This is a genomic window from Austwickia sp., from assembly GCA_016699675.1.
GTDB lineage: Bacteria > Actinomycetota > Actinomycetes > Actinomycetales > Dermatophilaceae > Austwickia.
This window is the reverse complement of sequence record CP064985.1, coordinates 2,326,811-2,343,316: the sequence shown is the minus strand read 5'-3', so window position 1 is coordinate 2,343,316 and position 16,506 is coordinate 2,326,811. Positions and strand designations below refer to the sequence as shown.

The following is a 16,506-nucleotide window of genomic DNA, read 5'->3' as shown; positions in this document are numbered from 1 at the left end:
CGACTTGGCTCTTGCCGAACGGCTCCGAAAGGGCGTCACACCGGGGCCACAAGGGCCCCGTCAAACCGGCCCGCCGCCCCCCCTGTGCGTCAGGCTGAGGTGAGACACCCCTTCTGAGTTCTTTCCCTCTGCACGGGGCGGAGAAGCGAGACACCTGATGACCATGACGTTGGCTGATGCCGCCCGCCTCGATGATGGGGTGGTGACCCCGAGAGCTGACCAGCCCAAGCGTCGGATGTTCACCGCGGAGTACAAGGCGCGGATCCTGGATGAGTACGACACGGCGGACCGGGGTGAGCGGGGCGCGATCCTGCGCCGCGAGCACCTGTACTCATCCCACATCACCGAGTGGCGCAAGGCTGCCGAGGCCGGTGCGACCGCGGCGCTGGGACCCAAGTGCCCGAAGACCCGGGACCGCCGCGACCGGGAGGTCGAGCAGCTGCGAGCCCGGGCAGAGAGGGCCGAGGCCGAGCTGGTCCGGACGAAGGCGGCGTTGGAGATCGTGGGAAAAGCACACGCGCTCTTGGAGATGCTCTCCGAGAGCACGAACCTGCCGAAGCGGCCGCGGTGATCAACCCCGCCGTCGACGAGCTCGCCGAGCAGGTCGGGGTGAAGCACGCCTGTGCGTTGCTGGGCCGGCCCCGCGGCAGCCACTACCGAGCGAAGAAGCCGCCGGCCCACGGACCGGCACCCAAGCGGCCCACGCCACCCAACGCCCTCACGCTGGCCGAGCAGGCCCAGGTGCTGGCCGTGCTGACCAGCGAACGGTTCTGTGACAAGAGCGTCTCCCAGGCCTGGGCCACGCTGCTGGACGAGGGCACCTACCTGTGCTCGATGTCCACGATGCACCGGATCCTGCGCCGCAACGACGCAGCTGGGGAACGTCGCCGGCAGGCGGTCCATCCGGCGAAGAAGAAGCCCGAACTGCTGGCCACCAAGTCCGGGCAAGTCTGGTCGTGGGACATCACCAAACTCCGCGGCCCCGGCCGTGGGATCTGGTTCCAGCTCTACGTCGTGCTCGACATCTTCTCCCGCTACGTCGTGGCCTGGACCGTCCAAGCCTGCGAGGACTCGCAGATCGCCAAGACCATGCTCGAGGAGGCATTCGGCCTGCACGGCATCCCCGACGCGGTCCACGCCGACAGAGGCACCTCGATGACCTCCAAGCCCGTCGCCCAGCTCCTGCTCGACCTGGGCGTGGACCGCTCCCACTCCCGACCACGGGTCAGCAACGACAACCCCTACAGCGAGTCGGCGTTCAAGACCTTGAAGTACGCCCCCGTGTTCCCCGACGCGTTCGGCTCTCTGGCCGACGCCCGCACGTTCTGCGAGGCGTTCTTCACCTACTACAACCACGAGCACCGACACTCCGGGATCGGACTTCATACCCCCGCGTCGGTCCACTTCGGCACCGCCGCCGAGATCCGCGCCCAGCGCCAGGCCACCCTCGACGCCGCCCACGCCACCCACCCGCACCGATTCGGCAACCGCCGACCCCAGGCACCCAAACTGCCCCAGGCCGCCTGGATCAACCAACCCTCACCGGAGGCCCTCATACAGACCGCGTAACGACACGTGTCTCAGACTGCTTGACATCTTCCGCCCCGACACCGATTCCCTACGCGCGCAATACGCTTCGCGCCCTCACTCGGAGCCGCAGGCGAAGCCTTTTGCATCCCAGCAGCACTCCTTCGCGGGACAAAGGTCCTCAGTTCACCGCACCCCGGGTCGATTGAGCACCCGTGATGGAGAGGAGTTCCGTGTGACTGACCCCAAAACGGACGGTGCCCAGGTGGCCCTATCGGACCTGTCAACGGGCCTCTGGCGCATTCAGGAGCTGCTCGAGAACCTGCTCTACAAGCTTGAGGTGCAGAGCGTCCTGATTGAATCCGGCCGATCTCGTTGGCTCGGCCGCTCAACGAGCGACATCGAGTCCGTCATCGAGTCGCTGCGCGAGACCGAACTCCTGCGGGCCGTCGATGCGGCGCCCGTGTGCGACGTGCTCGGGCTCCCCGCGGACACCCCGCTGAGCCAGATCGCGCAAGCCGCCCCGTCACCGTGGAATCACGTCCTCGAGGAGCACCGGGTGGCACTGTCCCACGCCACCCATGAGCTGTCCCTGCTGTCCCGCAGCAACGGCGAGATGCTCGAAATCTCCTATCGGGCCGTCCAGGACACCCTGGAACGGTTCAACCACTCCGCCGAGGGCGCGACCTACACGGCACGAGGAGCCCGCGAGAACTCCCGGGCGCACCACCTCATCGATCACGTCGGCTGACAGGTCGACGTACCGCTGCAGTTCAACCCCGGTGCGCACGCGTTCCGGGCCTCAACCCCTAGGGAGAAAGTCCCCATGACCATGACCGCCGAGCGCACCACCTCCTCCGTCAACCTGCACCTGCCGACCGGCATGGTGGGGTTCCCGGAGTCCACCGAGTACTCGTTGTCCGAGATCGAGTCCGGCGTCTACGAGATGCTGAGCGCGGATGACCAGGAATTTGGTTTCGTCGTGATCGAGCCCGACTCCTACTTCCCGGACTACAACCCCGTCATCGACGGCGCCACCGCCGAGCGGCTGGGCATCTCCTCCGTCGACGACGCCCTCATGCTGCTGGTGGTCAACATCGGCACCGACGGCGAGCCGCCGGTCGCGAACCTGCTCGCGCCGATCGTCGTCAACAAGTCGACCAAGACCGCGACACAGGTCGTCCTGGCCGACCAGGACTACCCGCTTCGTGGGACGATTCCCCTCGGCTGACAAAGGATTTCAGCCTCCCGCCCGTCGGACACGGCTGGTGCGGCGACCGTCGAGGATAAGGAGCACACCGTGCTCGTGCTCAGCCGCAGACCGCAGCAGTCCCTGCTCATCGGCAACGACGTCGTCGTGACGGTGCTGGAAGTCAACGGCGACACCGTGCGGATCGGCATCACCGCTCCGCCGGAGGTCGACATCCACCGCGAAGAGGTCTACCTCGACCTCAAGAAGTCCAACGCGGAGGCCGCGGCCGCCGCGCCGGGCGCCGCCGCGGCACTGTCGCACCGCCTCAAGGGCAAGGACCACGCAGCCCCGACGGACGCCGACCCCGCCGCTCCGGCCGCCGGTCCGACCGGCACACCCGGCGCGGGCGGCTGAGGCACCCACCTCCCGCGACCACGGCGACTCCTGTCGCCGCAGGACGCAACGTCACCAGGGCCGTACCGGCCGCTCGCCGGTACGGCCCTGGCGTTTCGCTATTCGGCGCGCGGACCGACCGGGGCATGCCAGCCGGCGGCATCGAGGAGGGCATAGACCTCCTCGGCGCGATACCGACGATGGCCACCCAGGGTGCGCAGGGAGGTCAACTTGCCCGAGACCGCCCATCGAGTGACGGTTTTGGGGTCGACGCGGAACAGAGCCGCGACCTCCGCGGGGGTCAACAACTCCCCTCGCGCATCTGAGGGATCCATGGTCGGCATGTGGGGGTGGCCTCCTACGCGTGTGGGCTCAGCGCATGTCGGTTTGATCGATGCTAATCGACCGCCGCCTGAACGCCGCTACCGGCGCGCTCTCGGAGACCGTGGCCAGCGCCGCGCGGTTGTCCTGAAACATCGCGATTGTGGCTCCGGCGGGACCATCGGCGGTTCCGGCGATTCGCCCGGAGCATGTACGGTAGGCACCACGAACAGAAAAAATCCCTGGAGCCGCTCCGTGCCGACCGTCTGCGACAGATGGCCGGCGCGATGCGCCTCCGGCAGACGCGTGAGGGGGTCGACGCCATGGGGCGCGGCCGGGCAAAGGCCAAGCAGACGAAGGTCGCTCGGGAGCTGAAGTACTACAGCCCCAGCACCGACTTCACCTCGCTTGAGCGTGAGCTCCACGGAGCTCAGTCGAAGGATGTCGAAACCGACCCTCACGACGACGCGGACGACGCGGACGATGACGAATACGAATCGTGGGGCGGCGGGCGTCGTTAAGACGCCGCCAACAGAGCACTAGCGCCATCCGGGCAGACGCGAGTCGAGCCCGGATTTCGCTGTGCCGCGCCGCCGCTCAGGGCGACACCGCCACTTCGACGGCTGAGGCAGCGCAAGCCGCTCAAGCGGTGGGGTGGACGCCGACGAGCTGAACCGCGCCGCCGTCGACGCCCTTCGCGCCGCGAACCACCTCGTGCGCGGGGTCCGGCTCGTACGTCGTGTCGGCGAGCACCTCGCCGAGCACCCACGCGCCGAGACCCAACGCGTCGAGCTCCGCCAGCGCCCGGTCGGCGCCGTCCGGGGCGACCAGCGCCACGAAGCCCACGCCCTGGTTCAGCGTGCGCTCCAGGTCCGCCTGCGGCACCCGCCCAAGGGCCTGGATGACCTGGAACACCGCCGGCGGCGTCCACGTGCCGCGGTCGACCCGCGTGGTCATCCCCTGAGGCAGGACGCGGGCCAGGTTCGCGGCCAGGCCGCCGCCAGTGACGTGGGAGAGCGCATGGACGTCCACGCCGTCGGCCCGGATCAGCGACAGCAGCTCGGCCGCATAGACGTGAGTGGGGGTGAGCAGCTCCTCCCCCAGGGTGCGGCCGAACTCCGCGACGTACCGGCCGTAGTCCCAGCCCGCGTCGGCGACCACCCGGCGGACGAGCGAGAACCCGTTGCTGTGCAGCCCCGAGCTCTCGATGCCGAGCACCACGTCCCCGGCGCGGACCCGCTGCGGGCCGAGGATCGCGTCGTACTCGACGACGCCCGTGACGGCGCCCGCGACGTCGTACTCGTCCTCCCCCAGCAGCCCCGGGTGCTCTGCGGTCTCGCCGCCCACGAGGGCGCAGCCGGCGGCCGCGCACGCGGCGGCGATCCCGGCGACGATCGCCGCGATCCGCTCCGGGACGACCTTGCCGCAGGCGATGTAGTCGGTGAGGAAGAGCGGCTCAGCGCCGCAGACGACGATGTCGTCGACGACCATGCCCACCAGGTCGAAGCCGATGGTGTCGTGCTTGTCCATGGCGCGGGCGATGGCGACCTTGGTGCCCACGCCGTCGGTGGAGGTGGCCAGGACCGGGCGGCGCATGCCGGCGAGGGCACTGGCGTCGAATAGCCCGGCAAAGCCGCCCAGCCCGCCGAGGACCTCGGGGCGCTGCGCCCGCGCGACGTACTCCTTCATCAGCGCCACGGCCTTGTCGCCGGCCTCCACGTCGACGCCGGCGGCGGCGTACGTGATCGGGGCGCTGGTGGGGGCGGGGTGCGTCATGGCCGTCCTCCAGCGGGTACGGCGGGGCGGGTGGGCCGCGTCACGGACGCGTCGGGGTTGCCCGGCAGGAAGCCGTGGCCGGCGGGGTCGGGGGCGTTCGACGGTACGCCGGGAGGGGGGGCGGTCCGACCGCTCTTACCGCCGGGCTCCAACACCGTCTTGCCGAGCTGCGACTCGTCCAGGTCCACGGGGTATTGACCGGTGAAGCAGGCCAGGCACAGCTCCGAGGCGTCCTGCCGGGTGGCCGCCACCATCCCCTCCTCGCTGATGTAGCCCAGGCTGTCGGCGCCGATGCTGCGACAGATGCCCTCGATGTCCACGCCGTTGGCGATGAGCTCCGCGCGGGAGGCGAAGTCGATGCCGAAGAAGCAGGGCCAGCGCACCGGCGGGCTGGAGATCCGCACGTGCACCTCGACCGCGCCAGCCTCGCGCAGCATCCGGACGAGGGCGCGCTGGGTGTTGCCGCGCACGATCGAGTCGTCCACGACGATGAGGCGCTTGCCGTGGATGGTCTCCCGCAGCGGGTTGAGCTTGAGGCGGATGCCGAGCTGGCGGATGGTCGGGCTGGGCGAGATGAAGGTGCGGCCCACGTAGGAGTTCTTCACCAGGCCGTGGCCGAAGGGGATGCCGGAGGCCTCGGCGTACCCGATCGCGGCCGGCACGCCCGATTCCGGGGTGGGCATGACCATGTCGGCGGCGACCGGGTGCTCGCGGGCGAGCGTGCGACCCATCTCGACGCGGGCCGCGTAGATGCCGCGGTTGCGGATGGCGGTGTCGGGGCGGGCGAGGTAGACGTACTCGAACACGCAGCCCTTCGGCTTCGGCTCGGCGAACCGGCGGCTGCGCAGGCCGTCCGCACCGATGACCACCAGCTCGCCGGGCTGCACCTCGCGGACGAAGCTCGCGCCCACGATGTCGAGGGCGGCCGTCTCGCTGGCGACCACCCAGCCGCGGTCGAGACGGCCGAGCACGAGGGGGCGGAAGCCATACGGGTCCCGCGCCGCGTAGATCGACTGCTCGTCCATCCACACGAAGCAGAAGGCGCCCTTGACCTTGGGCAGGACCGCGGCGGCGCGGTCTTCCAGGCTGGGCTCCGGATGGTCGGCGAGGAGCGCCGTGACGATGGCCGTGTCCGAGGTCGCGCCGCGCGCGATCTCGGCGTGGCCGTGGGCGCCGCGCTCGGTGGCCTCGAGCTCGGCGCGCAGTTCGGCGGAGTTGACGAGGTTGCCGTTGTGGGCGAGGGCGATCGTGCCGAGGTCGCTGTCCGACAGCGTCGGCTGCGCGTTCTCCCAGGTGGAGGCGCCGGTGGTCGAGTAGCGGGCGTGGCCGATGGCGAGATAGCCGACCAGGGGGCTCAGGGCGCGCTCGTCGAAGACCTGGCTGACCAGGCCCATGTCCTTGTAGACGAGGACGCGGTGCCCATCGCTGGCCGCGATGCCGGCCGACTCCTGTCCGCGGTGCTGCAGGGCGTAGAGGCCGTAGTAGGTGAGCTTGGCGACCTCTTCACCGGGGGCGTAGACCCCGAACACGCCGCACGCGTCCTGGGGACCCTTCTCGCCGGGAAGGAGGTCATGGCTCAGCTGTCCGTCACCGCCTGGCACCTGGCCAGTCTCGCACACGGCGTCGGGCCGCCTGGGCCGACGGCTGATCTGGCCCGCTCAGCGGGAGGACAGGAACTTGTCCACGGCGACCACGACCGTCGCCGCGACGGCGACGCCCGCCATGGCGCCGAGGACGAGGAAATAGGCCAGCGAGACGCCCGGGGAGTACGGCGCGGTGCAGCCCGCGCCGGCCGCCTTGGCGCACCCATCGGGGCCGAAGTAGTCGACGCTGAACCCCACGAGCGCGCCAACGACGGCACCGGTGACCAGGAACGCCCAGATGTTGGGGGCGCGCCGCACACGGTAGCGAAACACACCGGTGCCGGCCTGGTCTGGCTGGGTGCTGGTCTCGTCGGCCACGGGCTCAGCCTACTGGGGCGGGCGGCCGCAGCCGGGGCAGGACCTCCGCCGCGACGCGCTCCAGGGTGGCCAGGCTCCCGGCGTACGGGCCCTCCGGTCGCGGCCAATGTGTCACCACATCCGAGAACCCCAGGTCCGCCGCGAGCCCGACCGCGTCCTCGAAGGCGGCCACCGAATCCAGCGAGAAGCGCGGCCCGGCGTCGAGGGAGAGGTAGGTGTCGAAGCCGTCGCCGCGACGCCGGCCGTGGCGCTCCAGCACCTCATCCAGTCGCCGGACCAAGGCCGCCACCCCCTCCCACCACTCCTGCGGCGTCTCGCCCCCCGCCCCCGTGGTGACCCAGCCCTGGCCGTGGCGCGCCGCGACCGCCATCGCGCGGGGCCCGTTCGCGGCGACGAGGAACGGGACGCGGGGGCGTTGCACGCAGCCTGGCAGGGTGCGCACGTCGGCCGCCGAGAACCAGCGGCCGGTCGCGGTGACGTGATCCTGCAGGAGCAGGCCGTCGAGCAGTCCCAGGAACTCCTCGAGGCGGTCCACCTTGTCCCGCGGGCTCAGGGGCTCCTGGCCGCAGATCGTCGAATCCAGGTTGCCGCCGGAACCCACCCCCAGCAGGAACCGCCCGCCCGAGATGTCGTCCAGCGCCAGGATGTCGCGCATGAACGGGACGGGGTGGCGGTAGTTCGGGCTCGACACGAACGTGCCCAGCCCGATGCGCTCGGTGACGGTGGCGGCCGCGGCGAGGGTGGGCGTGGTGCCGTACCAGGGCGAGTCCTGCAGGCCGCCCCACACGATGTGGTCGTAGGTCCACGCGTGGTCGAAGCCCAATTCCTCGGCGCGGCGCCACAATCCGGCGGCGATCGACCACGGGTGTTCGGGCAGGATGACGATGCCGACGCGCATGGGCGGCAGCCTACGCGGGGAGCAACGGAAGGTACGTCGAGACGTCCGCGCGCTGCCCACTGGCCCGCAGCCGCCCCTCGGCCACGACCCCCGGCCAGGTCAGCCGCCCGGTGGCCAGGCCCAGCCAGGTGTCGGCGTCGGTCTCGACCGCGTTGGGTGGCGTGCCCCGGGTGTGCGTCGGCCCCGCGACGCACTGCGTGGCCCCGAACGGGGGCACCCGCACCTCCACGGTCCGACCTGGCGCCCTCTGGGCCAGCTCCTCCAGGGTGTAGCGGACGGCGGTGGCTCGCGTCGTACGGTCCGCGGTCGCGGGATCCGCCGCCCAGGCGCGGACCGCGGCGGCCCCGGCGGCGGGATCGACACGTCGGCGCGGCGGCATGGCGCCCATGGTCTCACCCCCCTCCTCGCCCATGAGATACTGGCTGCGAGCGGGATCTTCCCTCGTCGCGGAGGGTGTGAGCGCGGTCACCAGGAGAACGTGATCTTCGCCCCACTGCGTGGCGAATCCGAAACCTGGCGGCCTGTGCGCCGATCGTATCCATGACCCGACTCACCGATCGCCGTCGATCGCCAACCCGACATCACCGGGCTGGCCTTGCCGACCGGCGAGCAGCCCCTCACCATCCGGAGAACCCGATGAGCACCATCCTGACCGGCCCCACGACGCCGCGAGCGTCCACTGCCGCCCCCACGACACCCCGCGGGCTGATCCACGGCCCGACGCACCTGCGCTCGTTGTCGCACCCCCTCTCGCACGACGAGGCCCTGGAGATGTTCGCCCGCCACGAGTTGGCCGAGGCGTTCGCCCGCAAGTGCGCCTGAGCGCCGTCACTCCCGTCTGACTGAGCACTGCCCCCGAGCACTACCAGCGTGACCTGAGCGCTGCCCCCTGAGCACGGCCACCGCACCGCCTGACCCTTGGCACCGCCCGAGGGGCGCGGGCGGCGCGGTGGCAGGATGACGCCATGAAGGCGACCATCCTGCACGCCCCCCGCGACATCCGCCTCGACGACGTCGCCGACCCCACGATTCTGGCCCCGACGGACGCAATCGTCCGCGTCGTCGCGGCCTGCGTATGCGGCTCCGACCTGTGGCCCTACCGGGGCATCAACGAGGTCCCCGAGCCCCGCGCCATCGGCCACGAGCTGGTCGGCGTCGTCGAGGAGGTCGGCGCCGACGTGCGCAGCCTGCGCGCCGGTGACTTCGTCATCAGCCCCTTCACGATCAGCGACAACACCTGCCCGCACTGCCAGGTCGGCATGCAGTCGGCGTGCGACAACGTCGCGTACTTCGGGTCGGAGGACCGCGCCGGGCTCCCCTTCGGCGCGGCGCAGGCGGAGTTCGTCCGCATCCCGCTCGCCGACGGCACCCTCGTCGCGCTGCGCGACCAGCCCGACGCCGCGATGGTCCCGAGCCTGCTCACGCTCGCCGACGTGATGGGTACCGGTTGGCACGCCGCGGTCTCTGCGAACGTCCGCGAGGGCGACACGGTCGCCGTCGTGGGCGACGGGGCCGTGGGGCTGCTCGGCATTCTGTCGGCCGCCCGGATGGGCGCCGAGCGCATCATCGCCATGTCGCGGCACGCCGACCGGCAGGCGCTGGCGCGGCGATTCGGCGCGACGGACGTCGTCGAGGAGCGCGGGGACGAGGGCGCCGCCCGGGTGCACGACCTCACGAACGGTGTCGGCGCCGACACGGTTCTGGAGTGCGTCGGCACCAAGGACGCGATCGACCAGGCCTTCGCGTGCGCCCGGCCGGGCGCGACGGTGGGTTTCGTCGGCGTGCCGCACGGCGTCGAGCCCCCGGTGGAGCGGATGTTCCGGAAGAACATCGGGCTGGCGGGCGGAATGGCGCCGGTCCGGCAGTACATCCCGACGCTGCGCGACGACGTGCTGGCCGGGGTCATCGAGCCCGGGCTGGTCTTCGACCTCACGCTGCCGCTGGCCGAGGTGGCCGAGGGGTACGCCGCGATGGACGAGCGCCGCGCCATCAAGTCGATGCTCCTGACCCGCTGACCCGGTGACGGCGTACCAGGCGTACCAGCAGGCGTCGCACTGGGGGACGTACGCCGCAACGGCCACCGCCGACGGGCGCGACATCGGCGCCCTCACCCCGTGGGACGGCGACCGAGACCCCTCGCCGCTGCTCGGCAACCTGCCCGGGTCGGTCACCCATCGCAGCCGGGTCCCCGCTCCCGCCGTACGGCGTGGCTGGTTGGCGAACGGACCCGGCCCGAGCGGCGACCGCGGAACGGGCCGCGCCGGCGGCACCGGACCCGGCGACTACGTGCGCGTCGGGTGGGACGAGGTGCTCGATCGGCTGGCCGCCGAGCTGCGCCGCGTTGTCGACGAGTACGGCAACGAGGCGATCTTCGGCGGCAGCTACGGCTGGGGCTCGGCGGGGCGGTTCCACCACGCGCAGAGCCAGGTGCACCGGTTCCTCAACGGGCTGGGCGGGTACACGCGCAGCGTCAACACCTACTCGACCGGTGCGCTGGAGGTCTTCCTGCCGCGGGTCGCCTGCGCGGAGGTCACCGCCAGCCAGCGCTCCACCTCGTGGTCCGAGATCGTCGAACACACCGAGGTCTGGCTGGCGCTCGGCGGCGTGCCCGCCAAGAACACCGCCATCAACCACGGCGGGACCGGGGACCACCCGACGCGGCAGTCGCTCGCGGCCTACCTGGCTCGGGGCGGCCGGCTCGTCGGCGTCACCCCGCTGCGCGACGACCTCCCCACCGGCGCCGGGGTCGAGTGGCTGCCCGCGCGGCCCGGCTCGGACACGGCGCTGATCCTCGCGCTGTGCCACACGCTCATCGCCCGCGGGCTGGTCGACCACGACTTCGTCGAGAGCCACACGGTGGGCTACGCCGACCTCGCCGCCTACCTGCTCGGCGAGCGCGACGGGCAAACCAAGGACGCCGCCTGGGCGGCGCCGCTGTGCGAGCTGCCCGCCGCGACCATCGAGGCCCTCGCCGTCGACCTCGCCACGCACCGCTCCCTCGTCACCGCGACCTGGTCGGTGCAGCGCCAGCAGTACGGCGAGATGGCGCTCTGGGCCGTCGTCGCCCTCGGCGCGCTCCTGGGCCAGATCGGTGTGCCGGGTGGGGGATTCGGCTTCGGGTACGGCTCGATGAACTCCCCCGGCCTGCCCGCCGTACCGTTCCGCCTGCCCACCCTGCCGCAGGGCCGCAACCGCGTGGCGACGCGCGTGCCGGTCGCCGCCATCGCCGACCTGCTGCTCGACCCGGGCGCGAAGATCGGCTACGACGGCGGCCACGTGAGCTTCCCCGACATCCGGCTGGTCTATTGGGCCGGCGGCAACCCGTTCCACCACCAGCAGGACCTCAACAAGCTGCGGGCGGCCATGGCCCGGCCGGACACGATCGTGGTGCACGACCCGTACTGGACCTCCATGGCCCGGCACGCCGACATCGTGATCCCGTCGACCACGGCAGTCGAGCGCGACGACCTCACCGGCAGCCGCAACGGGGCGGTGCTGGTCGCGATGCACGCGGCGGCGAAGCGGTACGCCGAGAGCCGCGACGACTACGACACCTTCGCCGCGCTGGCCGACCGGCTGGGGTTCGGCGCCGCGTTCACGGAGGGCCGCACGAGCGAGGGCTGGCTGCGCCACCTGTACGACGAGTGGCGCGAGGACCTGATCGCGGGCCGGATCGTGCCGCCCGGATCGCTGGGCCCCGACGGGGCGGCGTGGCACGCCGGGCTCCCGACGTACGACGAGTTCCGCGCCCGCGGCGTCCTGGAGCTGCCCACGCTGCCGCCCAGCCCGCTGCTCGGCCAGTGGCGCGCGGACCCGGCCACCCACCGCCTGCCCACCCCCAGCGGCCGCATCGAGCTGGCCTCCCCGACCGTGGCCGCGCTGCGGTTGCCGGACTGCCCGGGCGTGCCGACGTGGTTCGCGCCGCAGGAATGGGCGTCGGCGGATCGCTACCCGCTGCACCTGATCGCCAACCAGCCCCGCACGCGGCTGCACAGCCAGCTCGACCACGGCGCGACGAGCCAGGCCAGCAAGGTCGCGGGCCGCGAACCGATCCGGCTGCACCCCGCGGACGCAGCCGCCCGCGGCATCGCCGCCGGCGACGTCGTGCGGGTATTCAACGACCGCGGCCACCTGCTCGCCGGGGCGGTCCTCGACGACGGGCTGCGGGCCGGGGTGGTGCAGCTGGCGACCGGGGCCTGGTACGACCCCGCCGACCCCCCGCCCGTGCCGCTCGACGGGGCGCCGCTCGACCCGCTGTCCAAGGGCGCGCTCGACGTGCACGGCAACCCCAACGTGCTGACGTCGGACCGGCGTACGTCCGCGATGGCCCAGGCGACGACGGGTCAGCTCGCCCTGGTGGAGGTGGAGCGGTACGACGAGGATCGGTGGGGCCCCGCGCCCGACGTACGAGCCTTCGAACCGCCCTGCTGACCCGACCTGCCGACCGAATCGCCCGACCCACGCTGCCGAGCCGGGTCGCGAAAGTCGCCAATCGCCCCAAACGGCGCGGGCATTCCGGCGGCCGTAGGTATCGTGACCCGTCGGCAGGCGCCACCGCGCCGCCGGAAAGGAGGGTGCGATGAGCGCACCTGCAGCGCCGACCCCCGCCGCCACCCACGCGGCCGGGGAGATCCGCGAACTGACGTTTCGTGGGGTCATCATCGGCGGCATCATCACGCTGGTCTTCACGGCCGCGAACGTCTAACTGGGGCTCAAGGTCGGCCTGACCTTCGCGACCTCGATCCCCGCCGCTGTCATCTCGATGGCGATCCTGCGGTTCTTCCGTGACCACTCGATCGTCGAGAACAACATCGTGCAGACCATCGCCTCCGCGGCGGGCACGCTGTCGGCGATCATCTTCGTGCTGCCTGGGCTGATCATGCTCGGGTACTGGTCGGGGTTCCCCTACTGGACCACGGCCGCCGTGTGCTTCCTCGGCGGGGTGCTGGGCGTCATGTACTCGATCCCGCTACGCCGCGCCCTGGTCACCGGGTCCGACCTGCCCTACCCCGAGGGCGTCGCCGCCGCCGAGGTGCTGCGGGTGGGCGACTCCCAGACCGGGGCCCAGGAGAACAAGCGCGGGCTGCGCGTCATCGTGACGGCCGGGCTCGCGGCGTTCGGCTTCGTGCTGCTCACCAAGATCAAGCTGGCCGCCGAGGGCATCACCAAGGCGATCAAGGTCGGTTCGGGCGGCACGATGGTCGGCTCCAGCCTGTCGCTGGCCCTCATCGGCGTCGGTCACCTCGTGGGGATCACCGTCGGCATCGCGATGATCGTGGGCGTCCTCATCTCCTACGGCGTCATCCTGCCGATGAAGACCGGCGGGCACCTGCCCGCGGACGTGAGTCTGCTCAAGGGCGTCACTGCGGTGTTCCGCAGTGACGTGCGAATGATCGGCGCGGGCGCCATGGGCGTCGCGGCGCTGTGGACCCTGCTCAAGATCATCGGCCCCATCGTCAAGGGCATCCGCGACGCGCTGGCGTCCAGCAACGCCCGCGCCGCCGGGCAGGACGTCGCCCTGACCGAGCGGGACCTGTCGATCAAGCTCGTCGGCGGCGTGACGCTCGCGTCGATGGTGCCGATCGGAGCCCTGCTGTGGCTGTTCACGCGGGGCACGCCGCTCGAGGACGGCGCGGCCGGGCTGGTGCTCACCTCGATCCTCTACATCCTGGTCGTGGGCCTGTTCGTCGCCTCCGTCTGCGGCTACATGGCCGGGCTGATCGGCGCGTCGAACTCGCCGATCTCGGGTGTCGGCATCATCGTCGCGGTGACCGCGGCGCTGCTCATCAAGGCCGTGCACGGCGCGGGCACGGGCAGCCAGACGGAGGCCCTGGTGGCCTACACCCTGTTCACGACGGCGGTCGTCTTCGGCGTGGCCACCATCTCGAACGACAACCTGCAGGACCTCAAGACGGGCCAGCTCGTCGGCGCCACGCCGTGGAAGCAGCAGGTGGCCCTCATCATCGGGGTGGCGTTCGGGTCGGCGATCATCCCTCCGATCCTGGAGGTCATGAACCACAGCTTCGGCTTCCTCGGGGCTCCCGGGGCGGGCGAGGGCGCGCTGGCCGCGCCGCAGGCCTCGCTGATCTCCACGCTGGCCAAGGGCGTCCTCGGCGGTGGCCTCGACTGGGGTCTCATCGGGCTGGGCGCCGCCATCGGCGCGGTCGTCGTCGCGGTGGACGAGGCGCTGAAGGCCAGCAGCGGCGGACGCCGCTCGCTGCCGCCCCTCGCCGTGGGCATGGGCATGTACCTGCCGATCGACCTCACGCTCATGATCCCGGTGGGTGCGCTGCTGGGTCTGGCGTACGACCGCTGGGCCGAGCGTCGGGAGAACCCCGAGACCGCCAAGCGCCTCGGCGTACTCCTCGCGACCGGCCTCATCGTCGGCGAGAGCCTGTTCGGGGTGCTGTTCGCCGGCCTGGTCTACCTCACGAACAAGGAGGCCCCGCTGGCCCTCCTGCCGGAGAGCTTCGAGTCGGTCTCGGAGATTGTCGGCGCGGTGCTGTTCGCGGCCATCGTCGCGGTCCTGTACCAGTGGGTGAAGAAGGTCGCGGCGCACGCCCCGGCCGAGAGCGTCGACTCCGGGGCTGCGGCGGCTCCTCGCTGAGTCGGTACGCCGTAGCCTGCCGGGATGGAGCCCAGCACGGTCACCTTCGCGCGCGACGAGCGCGGCGGGGTGACGGTGCTGCTCGACGGGCATCAGCAGTCGTACGTCGATCCGGCTGACCCGACCGTCCTGGCGTTCGAGTACGTCGCCCAGATGGGCCTGGCGCTCGATGCCCTGGCGCCCCCCGGACCGCTCGCGGTCACGCACGTGGGGGGCGCCGGGCTCACGCTGGCCCGCTACGTGGCAGCGACCCGGCCTGGGTCGCCGCAAATCGTGCTGGAACCCGACGAGGCGACCACGTCCGCCGTACGCCGCGAGCTTCCCCTCCGCCGTGGGCACCGCATCCGGGTGCGCGCGGTCGACGGGGCGGCGGGGATGCGCGTGCTTGCTGCAGCAAGCGCAGGGGTCGTCTTCCTGGACGCGTACGCCGCCGGACGGGTGCCGCCCGAGCTGGGCGCGGTCGAATTCCTCGGTGACGTGGCCCGCGTGCTCGGACCGTGGGGCCTGCTGATCGCGAACTTCGCCGATGAGCGGGACGGGCGGTACGTCGCCCGGGTGGCGGCGGGGTGCATCGCCGCCGGGCTCCCGGAACTCGCGCTCCTGGCGACCCACGACGTGCTCAAGGGCCGCCGGTTCGGCAACCGGGTGCTGGTCGCGTCGGCGACGACGTACGACGTGGGCAAACTCCGCCGGGCCGCGGCGCGTTGCCCGCATCCGACCGGGGTGCGCGCCGGCGGCGAGCTGGCGCGCCGGCTGGGTGGAGTGGCGCCGTTCACCGCCGCGGACGCCGAAGCCTCACCCCAACCGCCAGACCCCTCAACCTGGCGCCGCACCTGAGCCGTCCGCGCGACGACGGGGCATGACCCGCGTCACCGGCACCCGCAAGCGGGTTGCTAATTAGGTATGCCTAACCTAAGCTCCTGCCGACCCCAGCCGGCCTTTCCTAGGAGCCCCGTGTTCGCCAACTACCTCATCGGCCTCCGCGAGGGGCTCGAAGCCGCGCTGGTGGTCGTCATCCTCGTCGCCTACCTGGTGCGCTCCGGGCGCCGGCCGCTGCTTCCCGCCATCTGGACCGGCGTCGCGGCCGCGGTCGCGGTGTCGCTCGGGGTCGGCGCGCTGTTGACGTTCGGCCCGCGCGGCCTGACCTTCGAGGCGCAGGAGGCCATCGGCGGCGGGCTGTCGATCGTCGCCGTCGGCTTCGTGACCTGGATGATCTTCTGGATGGCCCGGTCGGCGCGGGCGCTGTCCGGCGAGCTGCGCCGCGCCGTCGACACGGCCGCCGCCGCGGGCCGGCGCAGCCTGGTCGTCGTCGCCATGCTGGCGGTGGGCCGCGAGGGCCTGGAGACCGCGCTCTTCCTGTGGGCCGCCACGAAGGCCGCCGCCCGCGACAACGCCTCGACCACCGCGCCGCTGTTCGGCGCCCTGCTGGGGCTCCTCACCGCCGTCGCCCTGGGGGTGCTGATCTACCGGGGCGCCCTCAAGCTCGACCTCGGCCGATTCTTCGCATGGACCGGCGGATTCCTCATCTTCGTGGCCGCCGGGGTCCTCTCCTACGGCGTCCACGACCTGCAGGAGGCCGGCCTGCTGCCCGGCCTGCACGCCCTGGCCTTCGACGTCAGCCACGTCATCGAGCCCGGTTCGCTGCTCGGGGCGCTGCTCAAGGGCGTCTTCAACTTCTCGCCGGCCACGACCTGGCTCGAGGCCGCCGCGTGGTGGGCCTATGTCGTGCCCGTCCTCACCCTGTTCATCCGGGCCATCCGGCGCCCGGCCACCGTCCCGGCGGCCCGCGTGCGCCGCCGTACCGTCGAAGGAGCCACCTCCGCATGACCCG

General features: G+C 71.8%; 17 protein-coding genes and 1 pseudogene. 12 read left to right on the top strand and 6 right to left on the bottom strand.

Going from position 1 to position 16,506, the window contains the following annotated elements; genetic code table 11:
* Positions 1-157: 157 nt before the first annotated feature.
* The 5 genes from IPK37_10725 to csrA all read left to right on the top strand — a co-directional run bounded on the left by IPK37_10725 (position 158) and on the right by csrA (position 3,133).
* Entirely contained in the window at positions 158-571 is a 414-nt protein-coding gene (locus tag IPK37_10725) for a hypothetical protein (protein QQR99515.1), read from the top strand.
* Positions 568-1,569, top strand: coding sequence for an IS3 family transposase (locus IPK37_10720; protein ID QQR99514.1), 1,002 nt, complete (start codon positions 568-570; stop codon positions 1,567-1,569). The genes IPK37_10725 and IPK37_10720 overlap by 4 nt, the downstream gene beginning before the upstream one ends.
* A 193-nt stretch (positions 1,570-1,762) precedes the next feature.
* Positions 1,763-2,278 (top strand): flagellar protein FlgN, encoded by a 516-nt coding sequence (locus IPK37_10715; protein QQR99513.1) that lies wholly within the window; start codon positions 1,763-1,765, stop codon positions 2,276-2,278.
* A 75-nt stretch (positions 2,279-2,353) separates the two neighbouring features.
* Positions 2,354-2,758, top strand: a complete 405-nt coding sequence (locus IPK37_10710; GenBank protein ID QQR99512.1) for a flagellar assembly protein FliW — start codon at positions 2,354-2,356, stop codon at positions 2,756-2,758.
* A 69-nt stretch (positions 2,759-2,827) separates the two neighbouring features.
* Positions 2,828-3,133, top strand: coding sequence for a carbon storage regulator CsrA (gene csrA / locus IPK37_10705; protein ID QQR99511.1), 306 nt, complete (start codon positions 2,828-2,830; stop codon positions 3,131-3,133).
* Between the two features lie 98 nt (positions 3,134-3,231).
* Here csrA and IPK37_10700 read toward each other — a convergent pair whose 3' ends face one another.
* Complete coding sequence (locus IPK37_10700) at positions 3,232-3,447, bottom strand: helix-turn-helix domain-containing protein (GenBank protein ID QQS02813.1); 216 nt, start codon at positions 3,445-3,447, stop codon at positions 3,232-3,234.
* A 309-nt stretch (positions 3,448-3,756) separates the two neighbouring features.
* Between IPK37_10700 and IPK37_10695 the strand changes: the two genes are divergently transcribed.
* Positions 3,757-3,954: a DUF3073 domain-containing protein gene (locus tag IPK37_10695; GenBank protein ID QQS02812.1), complete on the top strand. Its 198-nt coding sequence runs from the start codon at positions 3,757-3,759 to the stop codon at positions 3,952-3,954.
* Positions 3,955-4,075: 121 nt separating this feature from the next.
* Here the strand turns inward: IPK37_10695 and IPK37_10690 are convergent, their stop codons facing one another.
* From IPK37_10690 to IPK37_10670, 5 genes are read right to left on the bottom strand one after another with little or no spacing between them, the layout of a single operon-like run.
* Positions 4,076-5,209: a phosphoribosylformylglycinamidine cyclo-ligase gene (locus IPK37_10690; GenBank protein QQR99510.1), complete on the bottom strand. Its 1,134-nt coding sequence runs from the start codon at positions 5,207-5,209 to the stop codon at positions 4,076-4,078.
* On the bottom strand, positions 5,206-6,810 hold the full coding sequence (locus tag IPK37_10685) for an amidophosphoribosyltransferase (protein ID QQR99509.1): 1,605 nt from the start codon (positions 6,808-6,810) through the stop codon (positions 5,206-5,208). The genes IPK37_10690 and IPK37_10685 overlap by 4 nt, the downstream gene beginning before the upstream one ends.
* 57 nt (positions 6,811-6,867) lie before the next feature.
* Positions 6,868-7,170: a hypothetical protein gene (locus tag IPK37_10680; GenBank protein QQR99508.1), complete on the bottom strand. Its 303-nt coding sequence runs from the start codon at positions 7,168-7,170 to the stop codon at positions 6,868-6,870.
* A gap of 4 nt (positions 7,171-7,174) precedes the next feature.
* Positions 7,175-8,068 carry an LLM class flavin-dependent oxidoreductase gene (locus IPK37_10675; GenBank protein ID QQR99507.1) on the bottom strand — a complete coding sequence of 298 codons (894 nt, stop codon included), beginning with the start codon at positions 8,066-8,068 and terminating at the stop codon, positions 7,175-7,177.
* Between the two features lie 10 nt (positions 8,069-8,078).
* A complete protein-coding gene (locus IPK37_10670; protein ID QQS02811.1) occupies positions 8,079-8,447 on the bottom strand; it encodes a hypothetical protein in 369 nt (122 codons plus the stop codon).
* A gap of 257 nt (positions 8,448-8,704) precedes the next feature.
* Between IPK37_10670 and IPK37_10665 the strand changes: the two genes are divergently transcribed.
* From IPK37_10665 to IPK37_10640, 6 genes and pseudogenes are all read left to right on the top strand, one after another.
* Entirely contained in the window at positions 8,705-8,890 is a 186-nt protein-coding gene (locus IPK37_10665) for a hypothetical protein (protein ID QQR99506.1), read from the top strand.
* A 143-nt stretch (positions 8,891-9,033) separates the two neighbouring features.
* Positions 9,034-10,083, top strand: a complete 1,050-nt coding sequence (locus IPK37_10660; protein QQR99505.1) for a zinc-dependent alcohol dehydrogenase family protein — start codon at positions 9,034-9,036, stop codon at positions 10,081-10,083.
* Between the two features lie 4 nt (positions 10,084-10,087).
* Complete coding sequence (locus tag IPK37_10655; GenBank protein QQR99504.1) at positions 10,088-12,499, top strand: molybdopterin-dependent oxidoreductase; 2,412 nt, start codon at positions 10,088-10,090, stop codon at positions 12,497-12,499.
* A gap of 148 nt (positions 12,500-12,647) precedes the next feature.
* Positions 12,648-14,675, top strand: a pseudogene (locus IPK37_10650) (oligopeptide transporter, OPT family).
* Positions 14,676-14,699: 24 nt separating this feature from the next.
* On the top strand, positions 14,700-15,512 hold the full coding sequence (locus tag IPK37_10645; GenBank protein ID QQR99503.1) for a fused MFS/spermidine synthase: 813 nt from the start codon (positions 14,700-14,702) through the stop codon (positions 15,510-15,512).
* A 117-nt stretch (positions 15,513-15,629) separates the two neighbouring features.
* Positions 15,630-16,502, top strand: coding sequence for an FTR1 family protein (locus IPK37_10640; GenBank protein ID QQR99502.1), 873 nt, complete (start codon positions 15,630-15,632; stop codon positions 16,500-16,502).
* Positions 16,503-16,506 lie beyond the last annotated feature (4 nt).